This window comes from Fontimonas sp. FW305-C-3 (genome assembly GCF_058783185.1).
Genome location: NZ_JBYSYK010000001.1, coordinates 740711 through 759129, shown reverse-complemented (window position 1 = coordinate 759129; position 18419 = coordinate 740711). Strand labels below are relative to the sequence as shown.

General features: G+C 63.3%; 21 protein-coding genes and 2 tRNA genes. 11 read left to right on the top strand and 12 right to left on the bottom strand.

All coding sequences use genetic code 11. From position 1 onward, the window contains the following. Positions 1-25: 25 nt before the first annotated feature. Complete coding sequence (argB, locus tag AC3WUF_RS03500; protein WP_492422463.1) at positions 26-892, top strand: acetylglutamate kinase; 867 nt, start codon at positions 26-28, stop codon at positions 890-892. Here the strand turns inward: argB and AC3WUF_RS03495 are convergent. Both AC3WUF_RS03495 and pyrE read right to left on the bottom strand, forming a co-directional pair. Continuing rightward, a complete protein-coding gene (locus AC3WUF_RS03495) occupies positions 889-1617 on the bottom strand; it encodes a hypothetical protein (RefSeq protein ID WP_492422461.1) in 729 nt (242 codons plus the stop codon). The two genes, argB and AC3WUF_RS03495, sit on opposite strands and share 4 nt — an antisense overlap. Before the next feature lie 86 nt (positions 1618-1703). After that, positions 1704-2345: an orotate phosphoribosyltransferase gene (gene pyrE / locus AC3WUF_RS03490; RefSeq protein WP_492422459.1), complete on the bottom strand. Its 642-nt coding sequence runs from the start codon at positions 2343-2345 to the stop codon at positions 1704-1706. Between the two features lie 86 nt (positions 2346-2431). On the opposite strand from pyrE, the gene AC3WUF_RS03485 reads away from it, so the two are divergent. Then, positions 2432-3217 (top strand): exodeoxyribonuclease III, encoded by a 786-nt coding sequence (locus AC3WUF_RS03485; protein WP_492422457.1) that lies wholly within the window; start codon positions 2432-2434, stop codon positions 3215-3217. Further along, complete coding sequence (locus AC3WUF_RS03480) at positions 3207-4562, top strand: AmpG family muropeptide MFS transporter (protein WP_492422455.1); 1356 nt, start codon at positions 3207-3209, stop codon at positions 4560-4562. Before AC3WUF_RS03485 ends, AC3WUF_RS03480 begins: the two co-directional genes overlap by 11 nt. Positions 4563-4564: 2 nt before the next feature. On the opposite strand, the gene AC3WUF_RS03475 is transcribed toward AC3WUF_RS03480, so the two are convergent. The 8 genes from AC3WUF_RS03475 to AC3WUF_RS03440 form a co-directional block, all read right to left on the bottom strand. After that, on the bottom strand, positions 4565-5209 hold the full coding sequence (locus AC3WUF_RS03475) for a GNAT family N-acetyltransferase (protein WP_492422453.1): 645 nt from the start codon (positions 5207-5209) through the stop codon (positions 4565-4567). Positions 5210-5243: 34 nt separating this feature from the next. Next, complete coding sequence (locus AC3WUF_RS03470; protein ID WP_492422451.1) at positions 5244-5549, bottom strand: DUF6763 family protein; 306 nt, start codon at positions 5547-5549, stop codon at positions 5244-5246. A gap of 170 nt (positions 5550-5719) precedes the next feature. Then, on the bottom strand, positions 5720-6757 hold the full coding sequence (locus AC3WUF_RS03465; protein ID WP_492422449.1) for an NADP(H)-dependent aldo-keto reductase: 1038 nt from the start codon (positions 6755-6757) through the stop codon (positions 5720-5722). 11 nt (positions 6758-6768) lie between these two features. Next, positions 6769-7656: a phosphoribulokinase gene (locus tag AC3WUF_RS03460; RefSeq protein WP_492422447.1), complete on the bottom strand. Its 888-nt coding sequence runs from the start codon at positions 7654-7656 to the stop codon at positions 6769-6771. Positions 7657-7752: 96 nt separating this feature from the next. Further along, complete coding sequence (trmB, locus tag AC3WUF_RS03455; protein ID WP_492422445.1) at positions 7753-8463, bottom strand: tRNA (guanosine(46)-N7)-methyltransferase TrmB; 711 nt, start codon at positions 8461-8463, stop codon at positions 7753-7755. Next, a complete protein-coding gene (locus AC3WUF_RS03450) occupies positions 8456-9079 on the bottom strand; it encodes an FMN-binding negative transcriptional regulator (RefSeq protein WP_492422443.1) in 624 nt (207 codons plus the stop codon). Before AC3WUF_RS03450 ends, trmB begins: the two co-directional genes overlap by 8 nt. A 6-nt stretch (positions 9080-9085) precedes the next feature. Next, positions 9086-9877: a thiazole synthase gene (locus AC3WUF_RS03445; RefSeq protein WP_492423549.1), complete on the bottom strand. Its 792-nt coding sequence runs from the start codon at positions 9875-9877 to the stop codon at positions 9086-9088. A 92-nt stretch (positions 9878-9969) separates the two neighbouring features. After that, a tRNA-Gly gene (locus tag AC3WUF_RS03440) sits at positions 9970-10043 on the bottom strand. A 64-nt stretch (positions 10044-10107) separates the two neighbouring features. On the opposite strand from AC3WUF_RS03440, the gene thiS reads away from it, so the two are divergent. The 6 genes from thiS (at position 10108) to AC3WUF_RS03410 (ending at position 14808) form a co-directional block, all read left to right on the top strand. Further along, the gene (thiS, locus tag AC3WUF_RS03435; protein WP_492422441.1) at positions 10108-10308 is read left to right on the top strand and encodes a sulfur carrier protein ThiS; all 201 of its coding nucleotides are present in this window, start codon (positions 10108-10110) and stop codon (positions 10306-10308) included. An 87-nt stretch (positions 10309-10395) separates the two neighbouring features. Next, positions 10396-12744, top strand: coding sequence for an AsmA family protein (locus tag AC3WUF_RS03430; protein ID WP_492422439.1), 2349 nt, complete (start codon positions 10396-10398; stop codon positions 12742-12744). Further along, complete coding sequence (locus tag AC3WUF_RS03425) at positions 12741-13301, top strand: SRPBCC family protein (RefSeq protein ID WP_492422437.1); 561 nt, start codon at positions 12741-12743, stop codon at positions 13299-13301. Before AC3WUF_RS03430 ends, AC3WUF_RS03425 begins: the two co-directional genes overlap by 4 nt. Then, entirely contained in the window at positions 13298-14338 is a 1041-nt protein-coding gene (gene mutY / locus AC3WUF_RS03420; RefSeq protein ID WP_492422435.1) for an A/G-specific adenine glycosylase, read from the top strand. Before AC3WUF_RS03425 ends, mutY begins: the two co-directional genes overlap by 4 nt. Before the next feature lie 7 nt (positions 14339-14345). Then, on the top strand, positions 14346-14627 hold the full coding sequence (locus AC3WUF_RS03415; RefSeq protein ID WP_492422433.1) for an oxidative damage protection protein: 282 nt from the start codon (positions 14346-14348) through the stop codon (positions 14625-14627). Between the two features lie 105 nt (positions 14628-14732). After that, positions 14733-14808 (top strand) — tRNA-Phe (locus AC3WUF_RS03410). Between the two features lie 49 nt (positions 14809-14857). On the opposite strand, the gene AC3WUF_RS03405 is transcribed toward AC3WUF_RS03410, so the two are convergent. Further along, the gene (locus AC3WUF_RS03405) at positions 14858-16087 is read right to left on the bottom strand and encodes a site-specific integrase (RefSeq protein WP_492422431.1); all 1230 of its coding nucleotides are present in this window, start codon (positions 16085-16087) and stop codon (positions 14858-14860) included. A 484-nt stretch (positions 16088-16571) separates the two neighbouring features. Here AC3WUF_RS03405 and AC3WUF_RS03400 point away from each other — a divergent pair, with 484 nt between their 5' ends. Together AC3WUF_RS03400 and AC3WUF_RS03395 are read left to right on the top strand one after the other, a co-directional pair. Then, positions 16572-17603, top strand: coding sequence for a site-specific integrase (locus AC3WUF_RS03400; protein WP_492422429.1), 1032 nt, complete (start codon positions 16572-16574; stop codon positions 17601-17603). 94 nt (positions 17604-17697) lie between these two features. Further along, a complete protein-coding gene (locus AC3WUF_RS03395) occupies positions 17698-17907 on the top strand; it encodes a YodC family protein (protein WP_492422427.1) in 210 nt (69 codons plus the stop codon). Between the two features lie 90 nt (positions 17908-17997). Here AC3WUF_RS03395 and AC3WUF_RS03390 read toward each other — a convergent pair whose 3' ends face one another. Next, positions 17998-18243: a helix-turn-helix domain-containing protein gene (locus AC3WUF_RS03390; protein ID WP_492422425.1), complete on the bottom strand. Its 246-nt coding sequence runs from the start codon at positions 18241-18243 to the stop codon at positions 17998-18000. Positions 18244-18419 lie beyond the last annotated feature (176 nt).

Below are 18419 nucleotides of genomic sequence, written 5' to 3'. Positions count from 1 at the left end.
ACCCGAACATCCAGGGACAATGAACATGCCGATCGACCTGACCAACGCCCAGAACATCGCCCGCGTACTGACCGAAGCGCTGCCGTACATCCGCCGCTTCGCGGGCAAGACCATCGTCGTCAAGTACGGCGGCAATGCGATGAAGGACGACACGATGATCGCGTCGTTCGCGCGCGATGTCGTGCTGATGAAAGCCGTCGGCATGAATCCGGTCGTGGTGCATGGCGCCGGCCCGCAGATCGGCGCGCATCTCGAGCGCCTCGGCAAGAAGAGCGAGTTCATCGAAGGCATGCGCGTCACCGACGACGAGACGATGGATGTGGTCGAGATGATGCTCGGCGGCCTCGTCAACAAGGCGGTCGTCAGCGCGCTGAACCAGCAGGGCGGCCGCGCCGTCGGCCTGACCGGCAAGGACGGCGGCCTGATCCGCGCGCGCAAGATGCTGCTCAAGAGCGGCCACGACATCGGCCAGGTCGGCGAAGTCGAGAAGATCGACCCGCGCGTCATCAATCATCTGGAGGCCGGCGGCTTCATTCCGGTCATCGCGCCGGTCGGCGCCGGCGAGCATGGCGAGGCCTACAACATCAACGCCGATGTGGCGGCCGGCAAGATCGCCGCCGTGCTGCAAGCCGAGAAGATCATCTTCCTGACCAACGCCCCGGGCGTGCTCGACAAGCAGAACCAGATTCTCACCGGGCTGACGGTGCCGCAGGTCGAGGACCTGATCCTCGACGGCACGATTCACGGCGGCATGGTGCCGAAGGTGCGTTACGCGCTCGACTCGGTCAACAGCGGCGTGAAATCGGCGCACATCATCGACGGCCGCGTCGAACATTCCGTGCTGCTCGAACTGTTCACCGATGCGGGCATCGGCACGCTGATCCGCGGTTAGGGCGTTGCGCTCGCGGCAGGCGCCGCAGTCGCCACGGGAGATGCGGTTCCCGCGCTTGGCGGCGTTGCCTTGCCGCCATCCGGGTCCGCGCTGTTCTCGGTGAGCTCGCGATAACGGCGGATGTCGTAGTCGAACTTCTCGACGATGCCTTTGCGCTCGATTTTCAGCGTCTCGACGGCGCGCGAATTGTTGCCCAAGGTCGCCTTGAACTCATCGAGCTGCCGGGTCAGTTTGACCGGCACTTTCTTGTTCGGATTCTTGTTCTGGAAATCGGAAACCTGCTGCTCCAGCTGGGCGATGCCCGTGTGATTGTCGACCAGCGATTTCTCGGCCAGCTTCAGGCGTCCATCCAGCGTCGCCAGCCGATCGTCGCGTGTGCGCTGCAAATCCTTGACGCTGGAGAACGTCGACTGCAGAAAGCGATCGTAGGCGGCCGCTTCCTCGAGCCGCTTGCGCTTGGCGGCCAGTTCTACGGCGCGCTTGGTCTCTTCGGCAACTTCTTCGGGCGTCTTCTGCCGCGGCAGGGTGCGAACCACCTGGCCCTTGTTGTCGTAGACCTCGCGCTCCTGCTTGGCGTACTCGGGCGGAACGCGGTCGCCGCAGGCGCGCCGGCCATCGGCCTCGTCCCAGCAGACGATTGTTCCTGCCAACGCTGCGACCGGCGCACTGCCAAACCACAACGCAGTCAACGCGCTGAATGCCACCAGCCCCCGACGCACAACCATCACCTTACCTCCTGAAGAAAGCGGCAGCCCCCCAGCCACCGCGCGTGACGCCTACTCTATGCCGAATGCCGCCAGCCGTGCAGCGGTCAGATGCAGTATCGCGCCTGATAGTCGCGAATGGCGCTGACGACACTGGCGTCGACGACCTTGTTTCGACTCAGGTACTCCATCAGCGTCTGCACGGTCACCAGCGGAATCACTCGGATACCGCTGTCGTGCTCCATTTCCTGAACGGCCGAACGCCCGCTGGCGCCCTTCTCCTGTCGATCCAAAGCAATCAGTGCGCCAACCGGCTCGGCACCAGCGGCACGCAGCATCGCCACCGCTTCGCGCAGCGCGGTGCCGGCCGTCAGCACGTCGTCGACGATGACAATCCGGCCTTTCGGCGGCCCGCCGACCAAGGTGCCGCCTTCGCCGTGATCCTTGGCTTCCTTGCGGTTGTAGGCGTAGGGCAGATCCCGACCCTGCTCCGCCAGCGCCAGGGCGACCGAAGTCACCAGCGGAATGCCCTTGTAGGCCGGCCCGAACAGGCCGTCGAACTCAAGACCCGAGGCGGCCAGCGACTGCGCGTAAGCCTGGCCGAGCCGGCGCATCGCCGCGCCGCTGGAAATCTGCCCCAGATTGAAGAAGTACGGACTGATCCGACCGGATTTGAGGGTGAACTGGCCGAACTTGAGGACGCCGTGCTGGAGAGCCAGTTCGAGAAACGCGGTCTGATAGTCGTGCATGGATCTGGGTTGCGATCAGTGGAAATATGCAGCCGGCGCGAGGCGCCGATACCATGCGCATTATCGCCCAGACTGCTCGACTCCCGATGCGCATTGTTTCGCTGAATTGCAACGGTATCCGCTCCGCCGCCCGCAAGGGCCTGTTCGACTGGCTGCCCAAGCAGAACCTCGACGTGCTGTGCCTGCAGGAGACCAAGGCGCAGATCGCCGATCTGCAGGACGACCCGACCTTCTTCCCGCAAGGTTGGTCCGTGCAATTCCGCGACGCCCAGAAGAAGGGCTATTCCGGCACCGCGATCTATTCGCGCAAAAAGCCTGACGCGGTGCTCGATACGCTCGGCAATGACGAGTTCGATGGCGAAGGCCGCTATGTCGAGGCGCGCTTCGGCACGCTGTCGGTGGTTTCCCTATATCTGCCTTCAGGCTCGTCCGGACCGGAACGTCAGGAAAGCAAGGACCGCTTCCTCGCGTTCTTCCTGCCCAAGCTGCGCGAATGGCGCGGCAATGGCCGCGACTATGTGATCTGCGGTGACTGGAACATCGCCCACCGCAACATCGATCTGAAGAACTGGAAGTCCAACCAGAAGAACTCCGGCTTCCTGCCGCACGAACGCGCCTGGCTCGATGTTCTGTTCGGCGACACGAAGGAACACGGCTGGATCGACGCCTACCGCACGCTGCATCCGACGCATGAGGGCGAGGCTTACACCTGGTGGTCGAACCGCGGCCAGGCCTGGGCCAACAACGTCGGGTGGCGCATCGACTACCAGATCATCTCGCCGAGCCTGCGCGCCAAGCTCAAGTCGGCCAGCGTCTACAAGGACGAACGCTTTTCGGATCACGCGCCGCTGACGATCGACTATGCCAAGTGAGGCCGTGACAGGCCGCGGCTGGCTCGAAACGCTGCGGCTCTACGCGCAGCCGCGTCCGCTGGCGATGCTGTTCCTCGGCTTTTCCGCCGGCCTGCCGTTCCTGCTCGTGTTCAGCACGCTGTCGGCGTGGCTGCGCGAAGCCGGCATCGACCGCGCGACGATCGGCCTGCTGTCCTGGGTCGGCCTGGCGTATTCGTTCAAGCTGGTCTGGGCGCCGATCGTCGATCGCGTCTCGCTGCCGCTGCTAACCCGCCTGTTCGGCCGCCGGCGCAGCTGGATGCTGCTCGCCCAGTTCGCGCTCGTCGTCGGCCTTGCGGCGATGGCGCACGGCGATCCGAAAGCGCATCTGTTCGCGCTGGCGACGCTCGCGGTCTGCGTGGCCTTCGCGAGTGCGACGCAGGACATCGCGATCGACGCCTGGCGCATCGAGTCCGCGCCGGTCGACATGCAGGGCACGATGGCGGCGACCTACCAGCTCGGCTATCGCATCGGCCTGCTGATGGCGACGGCCGGTGCGTTGTGGCTCGCCGGCGAATTCGACTGGCGCACTGCGTACCTGTCGATGGCCGCGTTGGTCGGCCTTGGCGTGCTGACCACGCTGCTGATCCCGGAACCGAGCGTGCCGGTCAGCGCGGCGACCGCCGAACAGGAACGCCGCGTCGTCGCCTTCATGGTCGAAAAGGCGCACTGGCCGGCGCCGCTGCGCCGTGCCGGCGGCTGGTTCGTCGGCGCCGTGGTCTGTCCGCTCGTCGATTTCTTCGCCCGCAACGGCACGCGCACCGGCGTGCTGATCCTCGCGTTCATCGGCACCTTCCGGCTGACCGACTACACGATGGGCGTCATGGCCAATCCGTTCTATCTCGACGTCGGCTACACGCTGCAGGAGATCGCGATCGTCGCCAAGGGCTACGGCCTTGCGGCGTCGATCATCGGCGTCATCGTCGGCGGCTTCGGCGTCGCCAAGCTCGGCCTGATCCGAGCCCTGATCGTCGGCGGCATCCTCGTGATCCTGTCGAACCTGTCGTTCGCGACACTCGCCTTCAGCGACGACCCCGGCCTGCTCGGCCTCGGCCTGGTCGTCAGCGCCGACAACTTTGCCTACAACTTCGCGGGTACCGCGTTCATCGCCTACCTGTCAGGCCTGACCAACACCGCGTACACGGCGACGCAGTACGCGTTGTTCTCGTCGCTGTTCTCGCTGCCCGGCAAGCTGCTGATGGGCGCCTCGGGCTTCGTCGTCGACGGCTTCGGCTATCCGGCGTTCTTCGTCTACACCTCGGCACTCGGCATTCCGTCGCTGCTGCTCGTTGTGTGGCTGTCGAAGCGAGTACCGCTGCAGCGCTGACCTCAGGCGGCGATGGCCTGCACACCATGCAGGCGACGGAACACCTCGGCAAAGCGCCGGGCGATGTCATTGCCGTCCGGCACATCCCAGGCGCGGCCATAAACCGGCAGCTTCAGGCGATCGATGTTGTCGGCGCGGCCGGCATGCTGCGCGCCGAGCAGCTTGAGGTGGCGGATGATGCGTTCGTTGTCGCTCGAAACGTCGTAGTAGAACGTGCGGATGCCATTCGCCTGCGCGTTCAAGTGCAGGCAGGCCTGCAGCACAAAACCGGCACCGCGGCCCTGATACTCGTTGGTGATCGTGATCGCGACGTCCGCCGCCGCAGGTTCGCCGACGATGCGGTTGTAGCGCGCGACGCCGATGCCCGGCTCGTCGGGCTTTTCCAGATTCAGCGCGCCCCAAGCAACGTGGTCGCGGCCATCGGCCGCCGTCAGACGCTCCAGCAGATCGTCGCTGAGCTCGGCCATGTCGTCGTCAATCCCCGGCAGGCGCCGGCGACGGACCAGCTGCGTCATCTGCCGGAAGCCTTCGCGCAGGCGCGGCGCGTCATCCTTGCGGATCGGCCGCAGCAGAATCGGCAGGCCGTCATCCAGCTCGAAACGGAAAGCGGAAGGCAGCGTCGGACGGCGGATTGCGCTGAACAGCATCTTCGGACCTCCGGGTTTGAATCAAGGATTCGGATCAGAGCTTGTGCTGATCGATCAGATCGGCCGCGCTGTCCCAATGACCATGCCCGGAGCCGAGATCCTCGCGCTCGATGCCGTAGTCCTCGGCCTCGATATCGAGCGCCCCGGAATAGTCCTCCGGCGCCGCGCATCGGTTGGCGAGCATCTGCGTCCAGGCTTCGAACTCGATTTCCTCGAGCGTGCCGTCGTAGTGCTGCACCAGAACGATCTCGGCCTTGGCATCCACGCCGACGATTTCGAAGGGATCGCTGTCGGTCCTGAACCATTGGCCAACGGCGATATCGCTGATCCACTCTGCCATCGCTGATCTCCCGCGCAATCCTGCGCATCGCGTGCTGCGCTAGCGCAACACGTAAGCCTTGTTCTACGCCGCTGCCGCGGCGACGACAAGCACCAGCACGAGGCATTTCCCGCAAGCAACTGAAACGCCGGAAATTCGCCTGTGCGCGCCGCGAGATGCGGCGCGGGAAATCATGGACAGGGAATGGTGTACCGCGCGTGAATCGCCTCGATGGCCTTGTAGACCTCGGCGGACAATTCCAGCTTGCTGCTGTCGATGTTGCTGCGCAGTTGCTCCAGCGAGGTGGCGCCCACGATGTTCGACACGCAGAACGGCCGGCTGTTGACGTAGGCCAGTGCCATCTGCGCCGTGTCGAGGCCGTGGCGTTTCGCCAGCGCAACGTATTCGGCAACGGCGGCGGCGGCATGATCGCCGTTGTAGCGCGAGAAGCGCTTGAACAGCGTCAATCTCGCGGCCGGCGGCCACGCGCCATTCAGATACTTGCCGGACAGCGTGCCGAAGGCCAGCGGCGAATAAGCGAGCAAGCCGATCTGCTCGCGGTGCGCATATTCGGCGAGGCCGACTTCGTAACTGCGATTGAGCAGGCTGTATGGATTCTGCACCGACTCGACGCGCGGCAATCCGCGCTCGCGATGCAAACGCAGATACTCGGCGAGGCCCCACGGCGTCTCGTTGGAAATGCCGATGTGACGCACCTTGCCTTGCTTCACCAGCTCGCCCAGCGCAGCCAGCGTCTCTTCGATCGCCGCGCCACCGTCACCGCTGTCGTGATGCGTATAGCCCAGCTGACCGAAATAGTTGGTCGGCCGCTGCGGCCAGTGCACCTGATACAGATCGATGACGTCGGTCTGCAGCCGCTGCAGGCTCGTGTCGCAGGCGGCAAGCACCTGCGCGCGATCCAGCTTCGGCCCGCCACGCAGGTACGGGAACATGCCGGGACCGATGACCTTGGTCGCGAGGACGATGTCCTTGCGCTTGCCGGTCTTCTTGAACCACGTCCCGATGTAGCTTTCGGTGCGGCCCTGCGTCTCGGCCTTCGGCGGCACCGGATACATCTCGGCGGTATCGAAGAAGTTGATGCCGGACGCCACCGCCATGTCCATCTGCGCGTGCGCTTCGGCTTCGCTGTTCTGCTCGCCCCAGGTCATCGTGCCGAGGCAGATTGCGCTGACGTTCAGGCCGGTGCGGCCCAGCGGACGGTATTGCATGCGGAAAATCCCTAAATCGTGCTGCGGATGGCGTCGCGGCGCGCGACAAGTTCGGCGACTGCGGGCTTCAGAATCAGCTCCAGCGCGCGCTCCTGTTGCAGCCCCGGCACGACAACCGTCTGTGGATGCGACAGGAAGGAGCCGGGCAACTCGCGCAGCATCAGGTCGAAGTCAGCACGCACGCGCGACTTGTCGTTGAAGTGCACGACAACCAGGCTTTCTTCCGGCGTCGGAATCTCGCGCGCATCGAGCGGATTACTGGTATCCACCAGCGGCACGCGCTGAAAGTTGATGTCGGTCCGCGAATACTGCGGCACGATGAAATCGACGTAGTCCGGCATGCGGCGCAGGATCGTGCGGCGGACTTCTTCGGGCTGATAGCCGCGCTCACCGGTATCGCGGCGAATCTTCTGGATCCATTCCAGATTGATCACCGGCACAACGCCGATCAGCAGGTCGATATGGCGGGCGATATTGACGTCTTCTCCGACATAGCCGCCATGCAGACCTTCGTAGAACAGCAGATCGGTCGGCGTCGGCAGGCGCTCCCATTCGGTGAACGTGCCGACTGGCTGGCCGAATGCCGCGGCCTCGTCTTCCTTGTGCAGGTAGTGGCGCGTGGTACCCGTACCGGCATCGCCGTACTCGCGCAGCAGCTGCTCGAGACGCTCCAGCAGATTCGCCGAGGGACCGAATAGCGAAAAATTCTCGCCGCGGATGCGCGAGCGCTCCAGCGTGCGTCGCAGCTGCTCGCGGTCGTAGGCGTGGAAGGCATCGCCTTCGACCAGCGCCGATTTCAGGCGCAGATCGTCAAACACGCGGGTGAACGCCTTCACCGCCGTGCTGGTGCCAGCGCCACTGGATCCGGTAATGCCGACGATCGGGTGTTGGACAGACAAGGTATTTGACGAAAAATGCAGGCTTCGGGCCTTAGGAGGTTACCGAACTCTTCGGCACCGCGATATGTCGGCGCCGCTCAAAAATCTGCCAACTGCTCAGATTTTCAGATAAGCGAGGTCGAAAACCGCGTGTCCGAGACGCTCGCCGCGCTTCTCGAACTTGGTTTTCAGCCGGGTTTCGGGACGCGGCACGTACGTGCCGTCCGGCGACTGGTTGCGCAAACCGGGTTCGGCGTTGAGCACCGCGACCATGTGTTCCGCGTAAGGCGCCCAATCGGTCGCCAGCGACAGCAGGCCGCCGGGCTTGAGGCGCGACAAGGCCAGCTGCACGAACTCCGGCTGGATCAGACGCCGCTTGTTGTGCTTCTTCTTGTGCCAGGGGTCCGGAAACTGGATGACGATCTCGTCCAGGCAGTCCGGCGGCAGCCAGTCGCGCAGGACCTCGACGGCATCGTGGCAGGCCACGCGCAGATTCCCGCGGCCGGCGAGCTGCGCGTGATTCATGACGCGGCCGACGCCGGGCCGGTGTACTTCGACGCCGATGAAATCGTGCTGCGGCTCGCCGCTGACCCGGCTCGCCAGGTAATCGCCCATGCCGAAACCGATCTCGAAGATCAGCGGCGCGCTACGGCCAAACAGTGTCTCGGGCTGCAGCGGCGCAACCGGCGCTTCCAGCCCATAGCGCGGCCACAGTTCGGCCATCGCGCGTTGCTGTCCATCGGTCATGCGACCTTCGCGGCGCACGAAAGAGCGAATCCGCCGGAGCCGCATCTCGACGTCGCTGTCGGGCTTGCCGGATTCAGTCATGCCCGCGCATCCAGTTGGCCACTGCGCGGCTCTCTGCGTCGCCGAGCACGGCAAGATTGGCAATGACCTTGGCGCGATCCGCTGCCGTCTTGTTCTGGTTCATCTTGAACTTGCCGTCAACGCGCTGCAGCGGAATGCGAAAGGTCACCAATGCGCCGAGAAGGGCCTCGAGCCGGCCGGCATCCAGCGAGCGCGTCCAGGGCGACGGCAGGCCGGATTCAAAATGCGCGGTGAGCTCGTCGATCATCGCCAGCTTGGCCTCGCGTTCTTCGACCAGCACCGGCACACCCTGCGCGTGCACTGTTGCGTAGTTCCAGGTCGGCACCTCGCGCGCCGGCTGCTCGTACCAGCCCGGCGAGATATAGGCATGCGGTCCGTGAAAAACGGCGACCGTCCGGCCACTGGAAAACACCTGCCAATGCGGGTTGGCGCGCGCCATGTGCCCGCTGAGCACGCCGGACTCGCCGCCGGGCGACCACAGCAGCGGCAGGTGGGTAATGTGCGGCTCGCCATCGGCGGCCGTCGTCACCAGCGTGGCGAACGGCCGCGCCGCGATCAGCGTCAGCGATGGCTGCAGCGACGGCGCAACAAAAGCCTTGGGCGTGTACAGCGCCATCGCCGCTTAGAACGGCAGGCCTTCGGTCGGCGACGACGCGCTGGCGAAACGCCGGCGCGGCATGCGACCGGCGCGGAACGCCTCGCGGCCGGCTTCGATCGCCTTTCGCATTGCGCTGGCCATCAGCACCGGGTTCTTCGCTTCGGCGATGGCGGTGTTCATCAGCACGCCGTCGCAACCCAGTTCCATGGCGATCGCGGCGTCGGACGCGGTGCCGACGCCGGCGTCGACAATGATCGGCACCTTGGCCTGCTCGACGATGGTCAGGATGTTGTAACGGTTCTGGATGCCCAGGCCCGAGCCGATCGGCGCGGCCAGCGGCATCACCGCGACGCAGCCCATGTCTTCGAGGCGCTTGCAGATGATCGGATCATCGCTGGTATAGACCATGACCTTGAAGCCGTCGGCGATCAGAATCTTCGCCGCTTCCAGCGTCGCCGGCACGTCCGGATACAGGGTCTTGGCGTCGCCGAGCACTTCGAGCTTGACGAGATCATGGCCGTCGAGCAGCTCACGTGCGAGGCGGCAGGTGCGCACCGCGTCTTCCACCGTATAGCAGCCGGCGGTGTTCGGCAGGATCGTGTACTTCGACGGCGGAATCACGTCGAGCAGATTCGGCTCGTTCGGATTCTGGCCGATGTTGGCGCGGCGGATCGCCACCGTGACGACCTCGGCACCGCTGGCTTCGATCGCCCGGCCGGTCTCATCGAGATCCTTGTACTTGCCGGTACCGACCAGCAGGCGCGACCGGAATGTGCGGCCGGCAACTTGCAGCGTATCTTCCACCCGAATCTCCAGATCGATGCACCACGGATCGGCAGGCGGCGGTGGCACGCAGTGATCCGGGGGATGCGCGACAGGCCCCGATCGGGGTCTGCTCACAAGAGGGTTGGAGCGGGCGATGGGAATCGAACCCACGCTAGAAGCTTGGGAAGCTTCAGTTCTACCATTAAACTACGCCCGCACCGCGAGGCCGCATTGTATTCCATGCCCGCCCGCCTGACTCAATCGATCTCCCGCCCGGCCCCATGCAAATCATCGTCAATGGCGAATCCCGCACGCTGACCCAGGCCCTGAGCCTGGTCGAACTGCTGGAGCAGCTGCACATGGGCGAACGCCGTGTCGCCATCGAACTCAACGGCGAGATCGTGCCGCGTTCGCGGCATGGGTCAACAACCGTTGCGGACGGCGACAAGTTACTGATCGTCCAGGCCATCGGCGGCGGCTAGGACCGCAGCCAGCCGCCGTTAATCTGCGCGCCGGTCTGGAGCCGTTACACTGGCGATCTCCCCTTTTTGTACGGATGTCGCTCGATCATGGCCAAGCCGCTCAAGATCTTCCTGATCATCTTCGGCGTGTTGTTCGCATTGCTGCTCGCCGCAGTGATCGCCTTGCCGATGTTTTTCGACCCCAACAATTTCCGCCAGCAGATCTCCGAGATCGTCCATGACGAGACCGGCCGTCAGTTCGAGGTCGGCAATATCGAGCTGCGCGTGTTCCCCTGGCTGCGCGTGGAGGTCACCGACGCCAAGCTTGGCAATGCCGAGGGCTTCGGCAGCGAGCCGTTCGCGGCGGTTCACCAGATGGGCGTCGGCATCGAACTGCTGCCGCTGCTACGCGACAAGCAGGCCAAGATCAGCGGCATCACGCTCGACGGCATGCGCCTCAACCTCGCGGTCAACAAGGAAGGCATCAACAACTGGCAGGACATCAGCGCCCATCGCGAGCAGCTCGAGCGCGACAAGCCGAAGGACGAACCAAAAGCCGAAGGCGAGGCCAGTTTCAAGCTCGAAGACATCAACATCGACGGCATCGAGATCAGCGATGCGGTGATCCGCTACAGCGATGCCAAGGCCGGCAAGGCCTACGCGATCGAGCCGCTGGATCTCGACATCGGCAGCATCACGCCGGGCGAGCCGTTCGACGTCGAGTTGTCGCTGAAGACGACGTCCGAGGCGCCGAAGGCGGCCTTCGAGCTCAAGCTCAATGCCAACGTCTCGCCGGATCTGGAAACCCAGATCGTCACGCTCAAGGATCCGGATATCCGTTTCAAGCTGAAGATGCAGGATCCGGCCATCGAGACCGAGGGCGGTCTGACGGCGCAGGTCCGCGCCGACATGAAGCAGGGTCAGTTCAGCATCGACGCGCTCAAGCTCAAGGCGACCGCCACCGGCGATACGCTGCCGGGCGGCAAGCAGACCGTCGCGCTCGACAGCGCCGTCCGCTACGACCAGAAGCAGGGCAGCTTCGAACTGAAGGACGCGCGCATCGACGCCGCCGGCGCGGTGATCACGACGTCGATCAAGGGCGAAGGACTCAACGGCGAACAGCCGAAGCTGTCCGGACCGATCAAGATCGCAACGTTCTCGCCGCGCGATCTGATGAAACTGCTCGGCATCGAAGCGCCGCAGACCGCCGATCCCAAGGTGCTGAGCAAGGCCGATCTTTCCGCGCAGTACAGCGGCAGCTTCAAGACCGCCGCGCTGCGCGATCTCAAGATCACGCTGGACGATACGACACTGACCGGTCAGATCGCCGTCACCGACTTCGCGACCCAGGCCCTGGACCTCGCGCTGAAGGTCGATGCGATCAACGCGGACCGCTATCTGCCGCCGAAGACCGAAGAGAAAACGCCCGCCGCGGAACCCGGCCCGGCCAGCGACGTCAATGCCATCAAGCTGCCGACCGAAGCGCTCGACAAGCTCAACGCCGAAGGCACGATCGACATCGCCAAGCTGACGATCAACAAGCTGCAGCTGGCCGACGTCCGCCTGCAGCTGGGGGGAAAGGGCACGCAGGCCAAGACCCAGGACCTCAGCGCCAAGCTCTATGGCGGCAGCGTCAACCTGAGCAACCGCTATAACGGCGGCGGCACCCCGGCATTCGCGCTGAAAACCAATCTGACCGCACTCAACGCGGCGCCCTTTCTCGCCGATCTGCTGGGAAAGGACTACGTCAGCGGCCTGGGCAGCTTCAACATTGACGTGACCAGCCGCGGCACGACCGTTGGCGATATCCGCAAGGCGCTCAACGGCACGATCTCGTTCAAGGCGGAACAGGGCGCGGTCAAGGGCTTCAATCTCGGTCAGATCCTGCGTACCGGCGAAGCGCTGCTGCAAGGACAGCCGGCGCCGAAAGCGTCCAACGAACCGCTGGAAACCGATTTCGCCGCACTCAGCGGCAGCGCCAACATCGTCAATGGCGTGCTCAACACCTCCGATCTCGCTGCCGCGAGTCCAGCCTTTCGCCTGGCCGGCAGCGGCTCGATCGATCTCGTCAACGAGACCATCAACTTTCTCGCCAAACCCACGGTGGTCGAAACCAGCAAGGGCCAGGGCGGCAAGGGCCTGGATCAGCTCAAGGGCCTGACGGTGCCGATCGAGCTGAGCGGCAACCTGTTCAAGCCCAAGTACAAGCTGCGCCTCGACGAAGTCGCCAAGAACGCCGCGAAGGACAAACTCAAGGAAAAGCTGGCTGAAGAGCTCGACCTGCCCAAGGGCGAAAACAGCGAGCAGCAGATCAAGGAAAAGATCAACGAGAAGCTCGGCGACCTGATCTTCGGCAAGAAGAAGAAAGGCGCTGCGCCAGCCACCGACGCAGGCGCCGCAGCGGCGCCCGCCGCCGAGGCGACCGCGACACCCGCACCGGCAGCGCCTACGCAGTGAGGCGCGGCTGCGCACTGATCCTGGCGGCCTGGCTGATGCCGGCACAGGCCGCCAGCATTGATTCCCTCGACATCACGCACAGCGGCTCTCGCTACCGGATGCAGCTGGCCGCGACGCTCGATGCGCCGATGGCGAAAAGCTTCGCCGTGTTCGAGGATTTCGCGAACCTGCCGAAGATCAACGACGCCATCGAATCTGCCGAGCTGCTGCCGGCGGCCTCCGCCGATCGGCGCCGGCTCAAGACCCGTGTCCGCGTCTGCGTCTGGTTCTTCTGCGCACGGCTGAACCAGGTGCAGGACATCCGCACGATCGTCGGCGACAAACTGGCGCAGATGGATGCGGACGTCATCCCGGCGCTGAGCAACCTGCGTTACGGCCGCGCGCAGTGGCAGATGCGTCCCTGCGCGGCGCACACCTGTCTGCGCTTCGAAGCCGAAGTGGAACCGGACTTCTGGGTGCCGCCGGTCATCGGCCCCTGGGCGATTGCCCGCGCAATGCGCCGAGAAGCCATCACGACCGCCAACGGCATCGAACGCCTCGCCCGCTCCACGCCATGACTGCGCCATTCGCAACGCGCCTGCTGAGCTGGTTCGACCAGCATGGGCGCCATGACCTTCCCTGGCAGCACCCGCGCGAGCCGTATCGCGTCTGGCTGTCGGAAATCATGCTGCAGCAGACGCAGGTGACGACGGTCATCCGCTACTTCGAGCGCTTCCTGCAGAAATTCCCGACCGTCGCGGCGCTGGCCGCCGCGCCGATCGACGACGTGCTCGCGCTATGGGCCGGCCTCGGCTACTACGCCCGCGCGCGCAACCTGCACCGCTGCGCGCAGCAAATCGTTGCCGAGCATGGCGGCGAGTTTCCGCAGACCGTCGAAGCGCTCACGGATCTGCCCGGCATCGGTCGCTCGACCGCCGGCGCCATCCTCGCTCAGGCGCATGGCGCGCGCGTGCCGATCCTCGACGGCAACGTCCGCCGCGTCCTCGCGCGCCATGCCGCCATTCCCGGCTGGCCGGGCGAAACCGCCGTGCAGCACCGCCTCTGGACGCTGTCGGAAGCGCTGCTCCCGGAAACGCGCCTGGCCGACTACACGCAGGCGCTGATGGATCTGGGCGCCACCATCTGCACAACGCGCAAACCGCGCTGCGGCGAGTGCCCGGTGTCCGCCGACTGCGCAGCGCTCGCACAGAATGCCGTCGCCCAGTTCCCGCAACCGAAGCCGAAGAAGTCGCGACCACAACGCGCCGTGCGCGTATTGCTCGCGCGCAACAGCGCGGGCGAACTGCTGCTGGAACGACGCCCACCGCTGGGCATCTGGGGCGGCCTGTGGTGCCCGCCATTGCTCGACGATGCGCGCCTCGCCAGCGGCGAGTGGGCCGACGCCATGCTCGCCTCCGTAGCGTCGCAGGAGGCCCTGCCGCCGATGCATCACGCCTTCACGCACTTCGACCTGACCCTGCAGCCCGTGCAAGTGCAGTTCGATCCGCCACCGCAGCTCAACGAGCCGGACCAGCGGCGCTGGGTTAACCTAAGCAAACTCGCCGCGCTGGGTCTGCCCGCGCCGATCCGCAAGCTACTCACTCCCGCCGACTGAAGAATCCATGAGCCGTACCGTCCACTGCATCAAGCTCAAGACCGACGCTGAAGGCCTCGATCGCCCGCCGATGCCCGGCTCGCTCGGCCAGCGCGTGTTCGAGAACGTCTCCAAGCAGGCCTGGCAGGAATGGGTCGCGCACCAGACGCGCCTGATCAACGAATATCGCCTCGTGCTGTCCGACGCCTCCGCGCGCAAGTTCCTCAGCGAGGAAATGGACCGCTACTTCTTCGGCGACGGCAAGACCTCCGAAACCGGCTACGTACCGCCCAGGCCCGCATCGGAATAAGCCCCCGTCGCGGCGCGATTTCCCTTGACTTGCCAGGGTCGCGCCGCTTTAATACCGCGCTCCTTCACCCGGCCTTCCGTTTCCGGGTACGCGCGACGCGCAAAAGGCCGGGTAGCTCAGTCGGTAGAGCAGGGGATTGAAAATCCCCGTGTCGGCGGTTCGATTCCGTCCCCGGCCACCACTTTCCCCGTCAAGTGGGCCGGAGACTGAATGACTTCTGCGCCCCACATCTAGCCGAAGCTCGGCTCCTCCCCGGAAACCTGAGGGGGCGTCGGGGCCTCACGAGGAGGGGTCGGGCGCATCGTATAGTTGTCGTTCACGCGCTCCACGTCCTCTTTAGTCGCAAAAACCTTTTGCCCTCCTGCCCCGCCCGCATGGGCGTGCGCATAGTGGTGATGTGCGGTCTTGGTTGAGATGTGCCCGGCCAGCGCAGCAATTTCTACTCGCGAGACCCCAGCCCTCTTCAACGTAGCGATGAACCGATGGCGCATCGTATAGAGCGTGATGCGCCGCCGCTGTCCATAGGTCCGTCGCATCGCTTTCCTGTAGGCGATATTGATCGTGTCGACCCAGTACGCATACGTTGATTCACATTCGTTGACATATGCGGGCAGCTGCCACGGGTCTTCAAAGATGCGCTCGTCCCGCCGCTCCTTGGCCTCGATTATCTCGTAATGTCGGTCGATCTTCGCCCTCGATCGCATGGCGTCCATATTGTCCGCGTGCAATGCTTTTCCTGCTTCGCGGATCGCCACTTCCATCCTGCTCTTGAATGCTTTCCAGCTGGACGCGTTTTTCGCTGCGAGGATGATGAGTTTTTGAATCAGGCGGATCTCACTGCGGATCAAGCCCGGGCAGAGAATCGTACGGTAGGGTCCATGGGCCCGGTCGTTCGAATACTTGGCATTCAGCACTACGACCGCAAAGACTTTCTGATCCTTGGGACCCAGCCATGTCCAGATGGCATTGGGCCATTCGCACGGCCTCAGCCCGATCAACTCCGTGCCCCTGAGGTAGTCCGCGCCATGTTTGCAGGGGTCCGCGCGCCATACCAAATCAGGGTTGCTGCGCGAGTTCAGCTTGCTGAGGAGGCCAGCAAGCAGTGCACTCGTCACAATTTTCGCCTTAAAGCCAGAGGCGCGAATCGGCAAGTTCTTGTCTGCGTGCCACGGCCAGTTCGCATCCGCCGATTTTTTGAAACCGTCGGCCCAGCCAATTTGCTGGTAGTCATGAATCAGCACGAAACGAATGGCGCGGCGCAAAAAGCGGCAGGAAGACTTCGCCAACCGCCGCGCTTCAACTGTGGCGAAGCTGTCGAGTTCAGGCAGGGTCTGAACTGTGAGCGGGCGACCGCCCAAAGCTTTTGCGATGAAATTGTGCCCGCGGGTGCGATATTCCACCTCCGTTTTCTTCTCCCTTGTTGTGTCTTTCTTGCCAAGTCCATGAGTTGCTGCTGCCATCGATGTGCTCCCACTGTGTGTGTGAGTCCATCATCTGGCGTCTGCGGAGTTCGCCGCCTTATTACAGGCTGCGCCCCGGGGCTGGCGAAATCCATGATCAAGGCTTAGCAAACATTGCAAGGTAGGGGCGACCCGGCGCGGCTCAAAAAGGTAAAGGCAATTACCGCCGATGTTGTGGTATGCGCACTATTTGCACCCGGGAAAATTCTTGCCTGATAGGGCCGGCACTCTTGTCAGGCTCTCAGAAACCAGCCTCTCACTACTGCCAAGTGAAATTGAGTTGCGAGGCACTCCCCCGGCATCTGGCCCCCGAAGCGGCGTCACGGCTCCACCAACAGAGTGGACGGGCACTTCGGGAAACTTCACTGGTTCCAGCTGGATTCGACTCGCTCGCTCCAGGGTTCTGGTGCAATGCGACGAATTCTTCCTAAGCCTGATTTTCGGGTAGATCTTATTGAGCGCACCCATCACGCGGACGCTCAGCATGAAACGCACAAGAAAGCCGGATAAGCCAGAAGCTTCAGACCATCTTGCACTGTCCATCGAAATGCCAGTGGTTCTCTCCTCGAGGGTCGGCGCTTACTCTAGCTCTGCGGCATCGCTGCTCCACGACGCGGAAGGCCTGACATTTCGCCAAGCCCTGATTTTGTATGAAGAGCTGATTACTCCCACAAAGAAGGGAGCTCGCGAGGAAAGATGCGTTATTCGGGTGCTTCGCACCTTCGCCGTTCACATGCTGGACCTGAAGCTCACCGAGATCCGGCCAAAGCACATTGCCACGTACCGGAATATCCGCCGGCAAAGTCCAAGCATCCGCACCTACAGAAATGGCAGCAAGGTCCTGGGCCAGACGCCCAAAGACGCGACCATCCGGAAGGAGCTCTGCCTCGTTAGTGACGTTTTTCGAAAGGCTCAGCTCGAATGGGGACTGGAGGGAATGTCGAACCCCGTCGTCGCCGGAGTACGGCCCAAGGCGGCGCGTGGCCGAGTGCGCCGTCTACTGGATGAGGAGCGAGCACTTGTCTTCGCCGCAGCTCGTGAGTACGAAAAATCCGAGTTCGCATCTGTTCCAATCTATGCCGTCGTCGAGTTGGCGGTTGAAACCGCAATGCGACTGGGCGAGCTGGCTTCAATGCGTTGGCAGGACGTGGACTTCGATCGTTGCTACGTTCAACTGCAGACATCAAAGAACGGCGAGGCACGAGCGGTCCCGCTTAAACCTCGCGCCGTGGAAATTCTGCGTTCGCTGAAGCCAAAGCGGGCCGGCCCCGTCTTCGACTGTGAGTCCGAATCCATTCGAACAGCGTGGAATCGCGTGCGTCGCCGCTCCGGCATTCAGAATTTTCGATTTCACGACCTGAGGCACGAGGCCATCAGCGATCTGATCGAGAATGCTGATCGCTACGGGCTCAGCCTGCCAGAGGTCATGTTCGTTTCTGGGCACAAGACACTGGCCATGGTTACTCGGTACTACCACGCTCTAGCGCCGCGCATCGCGAAGAAGCTGGCGCGCTAACTAGCCGTTTTCACCTTCAGTGGACGCGACTTGTTAGGCAAATGCACGCGGCCATTGAACTTCTGCAGTTCAACTTGAAAGCGAGGTCGATCAAATGAAAATCAAAGTGGGTGATGTTGTGCAACTCAAGAGCGGAGGCGGTCCGAAAATGACCGTTTCTCGTGTTTATCTTCCCGATCCGGACTTTGCATACATTGAGGAGTACAACCCGCCGGACCGGGTTCTCTGCATCTGGCATGAGAACGACGCTTTGCAGTCTCGGAAGTTCGTGACTGAAACGTTGATGGTCTGCAGCGATAGCTAGGCATCGATGGAACCGCCTCGGCGCCCGGATAGACTCGGGCGCTGAGGTCACCGCGGATGAAGCCATTGATTTGAAGCGCGCTACGCACATCTACAATCGCCGCTGAGTTTCTTCCATAAGTGCAACGGGAGAAACTGATAACGCCCTGGCAATGCGGGCTACCGCATCCAAGCTAGGAGACACGAGACCTCGTTCCACTCGACTAAGGTAGCTGGACGATGTCCCTGCTGCATGGGCGACGTCCTCCAGAGATAGTCGCGCGCGCGTGCGCTCAATCCGGACGTTCAGTCCGAAAATCTCCCGCAACTCCGGTGAGTTCGCCTTGCGCTTAACCATGCGCGAAGCCTGTGCGGGCAACTAGAAGCTGTACATTCCTTATTTGATAAAATTTTTGCCATATATGATAAAAATGTGCTTCTATCGATCAACCATTTCGCCCTTTCGGCGGCGATGACATAAAACTGGAGGGGGAAACTTCATGATGCAGAGAGCCGCGATCTTGGCCTGCCTCG